The organism is Corynebacterium suedekumii (assembly GCF_030252185.1).
Taxonomy (GTDB): Bacteria; Actinomycetota; Actinomycetes; order Mycobacteriales; family Mycobacteriaceae; genus Corynebacterium; species Corynebacterium suedekumii.
In genome coordinates, this window is the sequence record NZ_CP126970.1 from 1,205,451 (window position 1) to 1,217,648 (window position 12,198).

The window sequence follows — 12,198 nt, forward strand, 5'->3', positions numbered from 1 at the left end:
CTTCCCCCGGTTCGATGAATTCTCAATATTTGCCTTATACTCCTCTCATGCGTTTTCTTCCCCGCCGGGTAGCCGGTGCCCTCGCGTCCGTCGCCACCGCAGCCACCCTGCTGGTCTCCCCCGCCGTCGCCTCCGCCCAGGCGCCCCTCCCGGAGCTGTCCTCCGGTGTCGAGGAGATGGCCGGCCAGGTCGGTTCCTCCCAGGATGATCTGCGTGACTCCGCCTGGCAGACCCGCAACACCATCCACCAGCAGACCAATGTGCTGCACCCGCAGACCGCCAACGCCATCCGCGGCGCGGTCGACGGTGTGGTCGAGGGTGTCTTCCCGGGCCTGATCAACGAGAAGATCCAGGCCTCCCGCCCGGCACCGGCCCCCGCGGCCGCTCCGGCCGCGGCGCCGATCCCGCAGTTCGACTACGGCTCCTGCCCGAAGGACGCGAAAGCCTGCGTCGACATCGACGGCCGCCGCACCTGGCTGCAGAACAACGGCCAGGTCTACTACGGTGACGTCTTCCACGGTCCGGGTCGTGCCGGCCATGAGACCCCGCGCGGTACCTTCTACGTCAACCGCAAGGTCAAGGACGAGATCTCCTGGGAGTTCAACAACGCCCCCATGCCCAACGCCGTGTACTTCACCTACAACGGCCACGCGTTCCACGCCGGTGACCCGAACATCCTCTCCCACGGTTGCGTCCGCCTCAACTACCAGGACTCGCTGAAGTTCTTCAACGACCTGCGGATCGGCGACAAGGTCTACATCTACTAGTCCCCGGTTCTGCGGTCCGGGCGGAACCGCACAACGCTACCCTCGCGGGCGTCGATACGCATGTCGACGCTCCGGGGGTGTTTTGTTTTCCGGCCCCGGTGCAGGTAGAATGTCGCTTTGGTGTATGTGCGCCTGCGCATGCGCCAGCAGTAGGCCTGTAAATATGCAGGTGCCGCACTGAAACGGCACCAGGAATGTGGAGGATATGGCTAAGGAAGGCGCAATTGAGGTTGAGGGTCGCATCGTCGAACCCCTGCCGAACGCAATGTTCCGTGTCGAGCTCGACAACGGACACAAGGTTCTCGCTCACATCAGTGGCAAGATGCGCCAGCACTACATCCGTATCCTCCCCGAGGATCGCGTCGTTGTGGAGCTGTCTCCGTACGACCTGACCCGCGGTCGCATCGTCTACCGCTACAAGTAAGAACCATTCGCCTCCCTGCTCCACCGCGTGCGAGGGGGCTGCATTCCATGCGGCTCCGGCACGTCCACTCACCTTCGGCCACGGTGGCTGAAGCCCCACGGAACACGGTCCATCGTCCGGTCATCGGTCCGGGCAAAGCACCGCCTGGTGGGGACGAGCAGGGAGAAAACCACCGTAACAACCCGAAAGGTACGTACCACATGGCACGTCTTGCTGGTGTTGATCTTCCGCGCAACAAGCGCATGGAGGTCGCACTCACCTACATCTACGGCATCGGCCCCGCCCGTGCCGCCAAGCTGCTCGAAGAGACTGGCATCTCTCCCGATCTGCGCACCGACAACCTGTCCGATGACCAGGTTGCCGCTCTCCGTGACGTCATCGAAGCCACCTGGAAGGTCGAGGGTGACCTCCGCCGCGAGGTTCAGGCTGACATCCGTCGCAAGATTGAAATCGGCTCCTACCAGGGTCTGCGCCACCGTCGTGGCCTGCCCGTCCGGGGCCAGCGCACCAAGACCAACGCTCGTACGCGTAAGGGTCCGAAGAAGACGATCGCCGGAAAGAAGAAGTAAACCATGCCTCCGAAGACACGCTCTGGCGCGCGCCGTACCGGCCGTCGCGTCGTAAAGAAGAACGTGGCCCAGGGCCACGCCTACATCAAGTCCACCTTCAACAACACCATCGTGTCCATCACCGACACCAACGGTGCTGTCATCTCCTGGGCCTCCTCCGGCCACGTCGGGTTCAAGGGCTCCCGTAAGTCCACCCCGTTCGCTGCGCAGATGGCCGCCGAGTCCGCCGCCCGCAAGGCGATGGATCACGGCATGAAGAAGGTTGACGTGTTCGTCAAGGGTCCGGGCTCCGGCCGCGAGACCGCCATCCGTTCCCTCCAGGCCGCCGGCCTCGAGGTGTCCTCGATCTCGGACGTGACTCCGCAGCCGCACAACGGCTGCCGTCCGCCGAAGCGTCGTCGCGTTTAATCAAGAGGAAAGGAAAGGAAACTTACAATGGCTCGTTACACCGGCCCCGTTACCCGTAAGTCCCGCCGCCTCCGCGTCGACCTCGTCGGCGGAGACATGGCATTCGAGCGTCGCCCCTACCCGCCGGGTCAGGCTGGCCGCGCCCGTATCAAGGAGTCCGAGTACCTCCTCCAGCTGCAGGAGAAGCAGAAGGCCCGCTTCACCTACGGCGTCATGGAGAAGCAGTTCCGCCGCTACTACGCCGAGGCGAACCGTCGTCCCGGCAAGACCGGCGACAACCTGCTCGTCCTCCTGGAGTCCCGTCTGGACAACGTCGTCTACCGCGCAGGTCTGGCACGCACCCGCCGCCAGGCCCGTCAGCTGGTCTCCCACGGTCACTTCACCGTGAACGGCAAGCGCGTCAACGTCCCGTCCTTCCGGGTCTCCCAGTACGACATCATCGATGTCCGGGAGAAGTCCCGGAAGATGATCTGGTTCGAAGAGGCCCAGGACAACCTCGTCGACTCCGTCGTCCCGGCCTGGCTGCAGGTCGTTCCGTCCACCCTGCGCATCCTCGTGCACCAGCTGCCCGAGCGCGCCCAGATCGACGTTCCGCTGCAGGAGCAGCTCATCGTCGAGCTCTACTCGAAGTAACCCTTCCGCCGGCCGGCACGCGTGCCGGTCACGGGAATCTTCACCCCCTCGCAATCCTCATTCCGACCGACGTCAAATAGCGGGCGTCGACTCAAGGAGAGTTCCATGCTTATTTCCCAGCGCCCCTCGCTCACCGAGGAGTACATCGATTCCGCTCGTTCCCGGTTCGTCATCGAGCCGCTCGAGCCCGGTTTCGGCTACACCCTCGGCAACTCGCTGCGCCGGACCCTGCTGTCGTCCATCCCGGGCGCAGCCGTCACCTCCATCAAGATTGACGGTGTGCTCCATGAGTTCACCACCATCAACGGCATGAAGGAAGACGTCTCCGAGGTCATCCTCAACATCAAGGGTCTGGTCCTGTCCTCCGACTCCGACGAGCCGGTGGTCATGTACCTGAGCAAGGAAGGCCTGGAGAGGTCACCGCCGGCGACATCCAGCCGCCGGCCGGTGTGGAGATCCACAACCCGGATCTGCACATCGCGACCCTCAACGAGAACGCCAAGCTCGACATCGAGCTCATCGTGGAGCGTGGCCGCGGCTACGTTCCGGCGGCCACCACCGCCGGCGGAGGCGACATCGGCCGGATCCCGGTCGACCAGATCTACTCCCCGGTGCTGAAGGTCAGCTACAAGGTCGAGGCCACCCGTGTCGAACAGCGCACGGACTTCGACAAGCTGATCATCGACGTTGAGACCAAGAACTCCATCACCGCCCGCGACGCCGTCGCATCGGCGGGCAAGACCCTCGTCGAGCTCTTCGGCCTCGCCCGTGAGCTCAACACCGCCGCCGAAGGCATCGAGATCGGCCCCTCCCCGCAGGAGACCGAGTACATCGCCGCCTACGGCATGCCGATCGAGGACCTGAACTTCTCCGTTCGTTCGTACAACTGCCTGAAGCGTCAGGAGATCCACACCGTCGGTGAGCTCGCAGAGTGCACCGAGTCGGACCTGCTGGACATCCGCAACTTCGGTCAGAAGTCCATCAACGAAGTGAAGATCAAGCTCTCCGGCCTGGGTCTGACCCTGAAGGACGCCCCCGAGGATTTCGACCCCTCCACCCTGGAGGGCTACGACGCTGAGACCGGCGATTTCGTCGACACCGACGCGGAAGATTCCGAGTAGAACGCCCACCCGCGCTCACCACACATGTAATCGAGGAGTACCAACATGCCTACCCCTAAGAAGGGCGCCCGTCTCGGCGGCTCCGCGCAGCACCAGAAGAGGATCCTGTCCAACCTGGCTGCGTCGCTGATCGAGCACGGCGCAATCAAGACCACCGACTCCAAGGCCAAGGCCCTGCGTCCCTACGTGGAGAAGATCATCACCAAGGCCAAGGACGGCTCCGTCGCCGCCCGCCGCCAGGTGCTGGCCGACGTCCCGCAGAAGGACGTCGTCGCCTACCTCTTCAACGAGCTGGCCCCGAAGTTCGAGAACCGTGCCGGTGGTTACACCCGCATCATCAAGCTCGAGAACCGCGCCGGTGACAACGCCCCGATGTCCCAGATCTCCCTCGTTCTCGAGGAGACCGTGAGCACCGAGGCCACCCGTGCCACCCGCGCCGCCGCCTCCAAGAAGGCTGCTGCCGAGGAGGCTCCGGCTGAGGAGACCAAGGCCGAGGAGACCACCGCCGACACCGCCGCTGACGCCACCGAGCCGAACGAGGGCGACGTCGAGGCCGAGGCTCCGGCTCAGCCGGAGTCCGCTGCCGAGGAGTCCGCCGAGGCCAAGGCTGACGAGAAGGCTGACGAGAAGTAGCTCTCCCCGCACACCTCAGTTCGCTGAGTCGACCGCACCCGTCCCGCACACCGCGGGGTGGGTGCGGTTTTCTCTGTGCACCACCCGGTATCGTGAACCCACCATGACTACCGATCCCCTCCGCCTGCGCCTCGACCTGGCCTATGACGGCACCGACTTCCACGGTTGGGCCCGGCAGGCGCCGCAGGACGGCGTGGAACTCCGCACGGTGCAGGCGGTGCTGGAGGACGCGCTGTCGCGCATCCTGCGTATCGACGCCGCCCTCACCGTCGCCGGCCGCACCGACGCCGGCGTCCACGCCGCCGGCCAGGTCGCGCACCTTGATGTGCCCGCCGACCGTCTCGAGCAGCGGTCCATCGACGGCGACCCCGCCCGTCTGGTCCGGCGCCTGGGCCGACTTCTGCCCGAGGATGTGCGGGTGCACGACGTGACGATCGCCCCGCCCGGCTTCGACGCCCGTTTCTCCGCCCTGCGCCGCCACTACGTCTACCGCGTGACCACCCACCCGCGGGGCGCGCTGCCGAGCCGGGCCCGGGACACCACGGCGTGGCCGAAACCCGTCGACGTCGATGCGATGCAGGCGGCCGCGGACGTCCTCGTCGGCCTCCATGACTTCGCGGCGTTCTGCCGGGCGAAGCCGCACGCCACCACGGTGCGTGATCTGCAGGCGTTCACCTGGCATGACGTGTCCACCCCGGCGGAGCCGCAGCTCTACGAGGCGTACGTCACCGCGGACGCCTTCTGCTGGTCCATGGTCCGCTCCCTCGTGGGCACGTGCCTGGCGGTGGGGGAGGGCCGCCGGGGGGCCTCGTTCGCCGGCGAGCTTCTCGACGAACGCGTGCGTTCCTCCCGCGTCCCCGTCGCCGCCGCCCGGGGTCTGAGTCTCGTCGGGGTGGACTACCCGGCGGACGAGGAGCTGGCGGCCCGTGCGATGGTCACCCGGGACCGGCGGGACATTCCGGAGCGTTCGGGCTAGGCGAGCCGAGCCGGTGGTGTCAGGGTCGTTGGTTACACTCTGTTCTGTCATTCAGTACGACTGAACCTTAATGAAATCTGAGAAGGCGGTGGCCGAGGGTGGACCTGCTCCAGGCGGTGCTCATCACGGCGCTGGTGTTCACCGTGCCCGGAGCCGCCCTCGCCTGGGTCTCCGGTCTCCGCCTGCCCTGGGCCCTGGCCTCCTCGATCCCGGTGAGCTTCGGCACCTTCGGGCTGGTCGGCTGGCTGCTCGGCGTCATCGGCTGGCGCTTCGACACCCCCTCCTACCTGCTCATCTACGCCGGCCTGTTCCTCCTGGCCGTCGTGTGGAGGCTCGGGTTCATGCTCGTCGGACGACGTCGGCACCGTCCGGTTCCGGCAGTCGAGTCTGAGGCGGAAGCGGAACCCTCGGAACCGGTGGAGGCGGTGCCGGAGACTCCGGCGGGGTCCACGGCGGCGTCGATACGCGGGGAGGGGGAGAACCGCCGGGAAGGCGGCATCCTCGACCCCGCCTGGCTGTTGCCCGCCGCGGGCGTGTTCACCGGCATCTGGCTGTTCCTGTCCCAGGGATTCCGTTTCCTCGAGATGGCGCCGGGGCAGCTGGAGAACATCGTCCAGGGCTGGGACGTGCACTGGCATGCGTCGATGGTCCGCTGGATCATGGACGAGGGCATCGCCGACCCCACCCGCATGGGCGAGCTGCGCAACATCGAGACCGCCGCCGACCTCTACTACCCGTCGGCCTGGCACACCGGTGCGTACCTCGCCGCCGACCTGGTCGGGCTGAGTCCCATCGCCGCGATCAACATGACCAGCATCGTGCTGCCGGGCATGGCGCTGCCGCTGTCCGCGGCGATGATCGCCTGGAAGATGGTGGGCAACCGCGGGCTGACCGCCCAGCTGGCGGCCGGCATCGCGGGTATCGCGATCTTCGCCTCGCCGGTGCTCATGTGGATCGGCACCTACGTCGGCGCCTGGCCCTACCTCGGGGCCATCGCCGTCAGCGGCACCGTCCTCGCCCTGTTCATGCACGTGCCCTACCGGCCGATCGCCGCCTTCGCCGCCGCGGTGTCCTTCACCGGTCTGGTGCAGCTGCACCCCTCGGCGGTGACCATCCTGCTCATGGTGCTGGCGCTGTGGTGGCTGTTCCACCTCGTGTGGGCACCCGCCCGCCGGTACACCTCCGTCGCCGGGAAGATCGGCGCCCGGTTCCGGGATCTCGGCTGGCTGGCACTGGCCGGTGGCGTGGGCACCGTCGTCCTCCTGCCGCAGCTGCTGTCCGGGTCGGAGGCCACCGAGGAGGTCTCCTCCTTCACCGCGTACGAGGACGTCACCCGCGAGGAATCGTGGCTGAAATCCATCTACATGCAGACCCGGCACATCGACGCCTTCCCCGATTTCGACCCGACCCTGCTGCTGTGGCTGGCGGGCATCGGCGGCGTGGCGCTGATCCTGTGGCGTCGCAACCTGTGGGCCCCGATCTTCTACGGCCTGAGCGTCTGGCTGACCGCCAACTCCCTCATGCCGTTCGCCGAGCCGTGGAACGAGTGGCTCGACATCATCGGCTCGCTGCACTACTCCACGGCCCACCGCCTGGTCATGCCGGTGGCACTGTTCACCTTCGCCGCCGCCGGCGTCGGCGTGGCCGTGATCATCCGCCTGCTCAGCCTCGCTCCGGTGAAGAAGTGGGCACCGTGGACCACGGTCGTCTCGATCATCCTCGGGCTGGTCGCCGGCTGGGGCACGGTCCGGTGGGCCACCGCCGACGAGGTCCTCGAGGGTGCGGAATGGGGCATCAACGGCCCGCGTCTCGACGGCCGGATGGTCTCCGACGTCGACCTGCGCGCCTTCGACTGGCTGGCACAACAGCCCGGCGCCTACGACGGACTCATCATGGGTGAGCCCGCCGACGGCCACGGCTGGATGTACGCCTACAACTCCCTGCCCTCGGTCATGCGGCACTACCTGTGGCCCGACGCCAAACCCGGCACGGACACGGAGCTGCTCTACTGGCACGGCGACCTCCTCGGCGTGGGAAACAACGACGACCCCGAGCAGACCAACACCGTCGACCAGGCGGCGAAGGACCTCGACGTCAGGTTCTTCTATGTCTCCCCGTGGAACTTCTGGGACTTCCAGGAACCGCACCTGCCGCTCATCGACGGCCTGTGGCTCACCCCGGGTGTCACGCCCGTCTACCGGGAGGCCAACGTCGCCATCTTCGCCGTCAACGAGGCCTTCACCGACGCCGAGATCGAGCAGATGCGCGCCCCGGGCAACTCCCCGGAACCGCTCCCGCCGCTGCCGACCGACGAGACCGGTGCGGAGACGATCCACCGGCCCACCAAGCCTGACCTGGGTGGACCCAACCCGCTGCAGACCCCGGGAAACCCGGACACTCCTCCGGTTGAGATACCTGCCACCCGGCCTTAGGCTCACGGGGAACCAACCGCGCTAGTCATCAAGGGGGAGATGGCGTGAGTTCTCCAGTGCTGCCCACCACCAGGGCACAGGTGTCGGGGCACCGCTTCCTGCAACGCCGCGTCGAACACGGCCTCGTGCTCGGCGACATCCGCATGATCCACGACCCGTTGGGGGCCCGGCGCCGGGCGATGATCTTCGGGCTCGTCGCCGTGGTCCTCATCGGACTCGGCGCCGGCCTCATGGCGTGGTTGCGTCCCGCCGCCGACCCGGGTGGGGACGCCCCGATCCTGCAGACCGCCGACGGCGCCCTGTTCGTCCGCGTGGACGACACCGTCCACCCGGTGGCCAACCTCGCCTCCGCCCGGCTCATCGCCGGCGAACCCGCCGAGCCCGCCCGGATCGCCGACCACCTGCTCGCCGGCCTCAACCGGGGTGCCCCGGTGGGCATCCATCCCGCCCCGACCCTGCTGGCCGGGGAGAGCGGGCACGATCCCGCCTGGTCGGTGTGCTCCGACCCGGACGGGGTCACGGTGCTGGCCGGCGCAGAGACCTCGCCGCTGGGTGGTCACCGCGGTGTGCTGGCCGTCGGGGCGGACCGCGACTGGGTGCTCACCACCACGGGTCGGGCCGAACTCCCGCCCGCCGGCAGCCCCGAGGGCCGGGTCATCCGCCGCGCCCTGGGCATCACCGCCGACACCCCACGCTGGCGACCCCCGGTCGAGGTCCTGACGGCGGTCACCGAGCTGACCCCGCTGCGCCCACCTGCGGACCTCCCGCACGCCCTCCTGGACACGGGAACACAGACCTGGGCACAGACGCCCGCGGGCATCACCCCGGTCACCGACGTGCAGGCCGAGATCCTCACCGGCATGGGGGTGCGCACCCGCACCGTGGCACCCGAGGACACCGCCTCGCTTGCCGACGCCCCCGCGTTCCCCGGCCTGCCCGCCATCGCACCGATGTGGGTCGACCCGCAGGTGGTCACCGTCTGCGTCGGCGGAGACGGTGGCACGACCACCTTGCCGCCTGAGCTGGAGACACCGGCACCGGTACTGCTGCCCGGTGACGGCATCGCCGACCAGTTCATCGGCCTCACCGAGGGTGCCCGTGCGGTGAGCACCGGCCACGGCCACCACGTCATCGACGCCACAGGCCTGCGCCACGAGGTACCGGACCGGGCGGCCCTGGCCGCCCTGGGCCTGCCGGAACCGGTGCCCGCCCCGTGGGACATCATCCGGCTGCTGCCGGAGGGCGCCCGGCTGGACGCGGAGGCCGCGCGGACGTCCACCCACTGACGGGAACCTCGAGGGGGTTGAACCGTTAAATATTCATGGCGACAATGCGGCAGATGGTCTCGGAGCGGGTGGACCGGCTCTCCGAGACCCACGCCCAGTCGAAGAAGGGGAAGTACGGTTTCCTCGTCCGCCCGCTCACCCTCGCCCTCGGCTGGACGGTGTTCATCGTCGGCCTCATCACCATCCCGCTGCCCGGGCAGGGATGGCTGACCACCTTCCTCGGCGTGGGCATCCTCTCCCTCGAGGTGACATGGGCCCACGACCTGCTGCACTGGGCAGTGCGGCTCTACGACCGCTTCTTCGCCTGGTTCCGTCGGCAGCCCCAGAGCACTCGCATCGTGCTGGTCACGCTGCTCATCCTGGTGATCTGGGTGATCTTCGCCGGCATCATTTACGGCGCGTGGCGGGCCGGGACGCTCGACTTCCTCACCCCGTACGCCGCGGAGATCGGCCTGGAGCGCTGACCCGGCCGAGCAGTGTTCCGCCGAGGACCAGGGCGGCCAGGGTGGCCAGCAGCGTGATCGCCCGCTGACCTGCGGCGGGATCCTCCGGGGTCGGGGCGGCGGCGGCCACCTGCCGGGGCTCAGTGATGTAGGCGCCGGGAAGGTGCGTGAGCGCGGTGTGCGGGTCGACGGCCCCGTGGCTGGGTTCCGCCGCCTGGCGGATCCGCTCCCGCAACTGAGCTGCCGAATCCCCCGGATGGCGCTGCCGCAGGAGAGCCGCCACACCGGTGACCACCGGGGCCGCGAAGCTCGTGCCCTCGAACGCCACCTCCTGCCCCTGGGCGGTGACCATGCCCGCCGCCCAGCCGTCACCGGACGGGGAGACGCCGGTGGTGACCCGGCCGGGGGCGCTGAGCACATTGTCCGCCGGAAGGGAGTACTCCGCCAGGGAGTGCGGATCATCCGCGTGGCGGGCGGCGACGGGCAGGACGGTCGGGGAGTGCGCCGGGTAGACCACCGCCCCGGGAAGGCAGGCGCCGCCGTTGTTGCCGGATGCGGAGACCACGACGACGCCCTGCTCCTCGGCGCGGAGGAGGGCGTGGTCGAGGACGGCGGCGTCGAGAAGCGCCGCCTGATCAGCCGGCACGCAGGACACGACGGAGATGTTGAGTACCTGCGCACCGGCGTCGAGCGCGGCGTGGATCGCGTCGGCGAGACTGGCGAGCGTGCCCGCGGAATCAGCGTCCGGCTGACGGTAGTGCGCGCTGGACTGCCGGACGCTGAGGATCGTCGCCCCGGGGGCGACCTCGCGGATGACACCGGCGACGACGGTGCCGTGCCCGTCGCAGTCGAGAAGCGGATCGGGGGTGGCCGGAGCGACCAGGTCCGCGACCGGATCCACCGGGGCGAGCTGCGGATGATCGGCCACGCCCGTGTCGATCACCGCCACCCGCACGCCCTCGCCGCGCGCGATGCGGTGGGTGTCCCCGAGAGCGAACTGCGGCGCCGGGCCGGGCGCGGGAAGCACGGCGGCACAGGGGGTGTCGGGTTCCTGTGCGGTCACCGGTGGAGGAGTGAGCAGGGCCAGGACGGTGAGCGACGCGAGAATCCGTCTCATCCCAGCCCCCGGATGAGGGCGAATAGGCCCGCCTGGTGGGCGGCCAGCGGAAGGACCGCGGCGACGGCGAGCGACTCCGCCCGTTCCCACCACACGACGGTCGTCGGTTCCAAATCGCGCACGTGCGGGGTCCACACCGGGGCGGTCACCGCCGCGAGCACGACCAGACCAGCGATCCCCAGCTGCACCGGATGCCCGGAACCGTGCGCCGCCGCCAGGGCCGTACCGACCGCCCCCGCGAGCCCGATGAGCAGCCACGCCCACGCCACCACCGGTTGATGATGGCGGGCGGCGTGCAGCAGGACCGCCCCGGCGACCGCGACGCAAATCGCCAACGCGAACCCGCCGCCCTGCCAACCGAGGGTCAGCACCGCGGGGACCATGGCGGCGGCGGTCCCCAACGACAGGCCCTCATGCAGACGCTGGGCGCGCCGGGCACGGTCATCCACGTCCGACTGCACCTTGTCGGCGACGCCCAGATCCTGGCCCGCCGTGGGCACGCGTGGTACCCGCAGGCCGGCCGCCTTTGACGCCCAACCGGGAAGCGCAGCGATGACCGGAACCCCGGCACCGACGATGACCGCGGCCGACGCCACCCCGGGGCTGGCGGCGTGCTCCGGCAGGAAAGCGCCACCGACACCGAGGGTGGTGAACCCGGCCACCGCGACGAGCGCCGCTCCCGTGCGGGCACCCAGGCCACCGAGGACAGCGGTGAGGAGCAGCGCCGCCAGCATCGCCCCCGTGGCGGCCAGACCCGCCCAGCCGAGGGTGTCCGGGGTGAGCCGGTCCGCCGGATCTGCCGCCTCGAGGACGGAGGTGCCCGCGGCGGCCGCGGTGAGCAGGATCGTGGCGGTCCCCAGGACCTGGAAGCGGCGCTGCCAGACGAGCATCGCCACCGTGGCCACGGCACCGACCGCCAGCGCGACCGACACCGGCTGAAACGCGAGGACGAGCACGATGAGCCCGGCGCAGCCGGTGAGCGAGGCCGCGGTGGCCAGGCCGCTCGTGCCGGCACCCGGCGCGGTGGCGACCAGGGACTCGGCCGCGTCCCGGATGACCGGGGCGGCGGACTCGTGGCGCGGGGTGAGCACGATGACGGATCCGTGGTCCAGCGGAGTCTGGTGCAGCGGGACCGCCGCGTCGAGCTGCTGGCCGCCGGCCGTCATGGCGTGCCACGGCCGGGAGATCCGGGGAGCCCCGCACAGGGTGACGATCTCCGGGATGAGATCCGCCAGGGATGAACCGGCCGGCAGAGCGACATCGGCCTCCCGGTGATAGCCGCCGACGTGGAAGCGGACGGTCAGGCGCAGAACATGGTCAAGACTCACGTGGATGATCCCCCAGGTAACGGTCGGGCCGGGCACACCCCCTGTGCCCTGCTGCCGACAT

General features: G+C 69.0%; 12 protein-coding genes and 1 pseudogene. 11 read left to right on the forward strand and 2 right to left on the reverse strand.

What is annotated here, in order from left to right; all coding sequences use genetic code 11:
* Nucleotides 1-47 precede the first annotated feature (47 nt).
* From QP029_RS06080 to QP029_RS06130, 11 genes and pseudogenes are all read left to right on the forward strand, one after another.
* Nucleotides 48-767, forward strand: a complete 720-nt coding sequence (locus tag QP029_RS06080; RefSeq protein WP_284875914.1) for a L,D-transpeptidase — start codon at nucleotides 48-50, stop codon at nucleotides 765-767.
* Between the two features lie 205 nt (nucleotides 768-972).
* Nucleotides 973-1,191, forward strand: coding sequence for a translation initiation factor IF-1 (gene infA, locus QP029_RS06085; protein WP_003854422.1), 219 nt, complete (start codon nucleotides 973-975; stop codon nucleotides 1,189-1,191).
* Nucleotides 1,192-1,391: 200 nt separating this feature from the next.
* On the forward strand, nucleotides 1,392-1,760 hold the full coding sequence (gene rpsM / locus QP029_RS06090) for a 30S ribosomal protein S13 (RefSeq protein ID WP_284875915.1): 369 nt from the start codon (nucleotides 1,392-1,394) through the stop codon (nucleotides 1,758-1,760).
* A 3-nt stretch (nucleotides 1,761-1,763) separates the two neighbouring features.
* The gene (rpsK, locus tag QP029_RS06095) at nucleotides 1,764-2,168 is read left to right on the forward strand and encodes a 30S ribosomal protein S11 (protein WP_284875916.1); all 405 of its coding nucleotides are present in this window, start codon (nucleotides 1,764-1,766) and stop codon (nucleotides 2,166-2,168) included.
* Nucleotides 2,169-2,195: 27 nt separating this feature from the next.
* A complete protein-coding gene (gene rpsD, locus QP029_RS06100; protein WP_284875917.1) occupies nucleotides 2,196-2,801 on the forward strand; it encodes a 30S ribosomal protein S4 in 606 nt (201 codons plus the stop codon).
* Nucleotides 2,802-2,906: 105 nt separating this feature from the next.
* Nucleotides 2,907-3,922, forward strand: a pseudogene (locus QP029_RS06105) (DNA-directed RNA polymerase subunit alpha).
* A gap of 45 nt (nucleotides 3,923-3,967) precedes the next feature.
* Entirely contained in the window at nucleotides 3,968-4,555 is a 588-nt protein-coding gene (gene rplQ / locus QP029_RS06110; RefSeq protein WP_284875918.1) for a 50S ribosomal protein L17, read from the forward strand.
* Nucleotides 4,556-4,658: 103 nt separating this feature from the next.
* Entirely contained in the window at nucleotides 4,659-5,531 is an 873-nt protein-coding gene (truA, locus tag QP029_RS06115; protein WP_284875919.1) for a tRNA pseudouridine(38-40) synthase TruA, read from the forward strand.
* A 98-nt stretch (nucleotides 5,532-5,629) separates the two neighbouring features.
* On the forward strand, nucleotides 5,630-7,963 hold the full coding sequence (locus tag QP029_RS06120) for a DUF6541 family protein (RefSeq protein ID WP_284875920.1): 2,334 nt from the start codon (nucleotides 5,630-5,632) through the stop codon (nucleotides 7,961-7,963).
* 44 nt (nucleotides 7,964-8,007) lie between these two features.
* Nucleotides 8,008-9,249: a type VII secretion protein EccB gene (eccB, locus tag QP029_RS06125; protein ID WP_284875921.1), complete on the forward strand. Its 1,242-nt coding sequence runs from the start codon at nucleotides 8,008-8,010 to the stop codon at nucleotides 9,247-9,249.
* A gap of 35 nt (nucleotides 9,250-9,284) precedes the next feature.
* Entirely contained in the window at nucleotides 9,285-9,713 is a 429-nt protein-coding gene (locus tag QP029_RS06130) for a TIGR02611 family protein (RefSeq protein WP_284875922.1), read from the forward strand.
* Here the strand turns inward: QP029_RS06130 and QP029_RS06135 are convergent.
* Together QP029_RS06135 and eccD are read right to left on the reverse strand one after the other, a co-directional pair.
* Nucleotides 9,676-10,809, reverse strand: a complete 1,134-nt coding sequence (locus tag QP029_RS06135; protein ID WP_284875923.1) for a S8 family serine peptidase — start codon at nucleotides 10,807-10,809, stop codon at nucleotides 9,676-9,678. The two genes, QP029_RS06130 and QP029_RS06135, sit on opposite strands and share 38 nt — an antisense overlap.
* Nucleotides 10,806-12,137, reverse strand: a complete 1,332-nt coding sequence (eccD, locus tag QP029_RS06140; RefSeq protein WP_284875924.1) for a type VII secretion integral membrane protein EccD — start codon at nucleotides 12,135-12,137, stop codon at nucleotides 10,806-10,808. Before eccD ends, QP029_RS06135 begins: the two co-directional genes overlap by 4 nt.
* Between the last annotated feature and the right edge of the window lie 61 nt (nucleotides 12,138-12,198).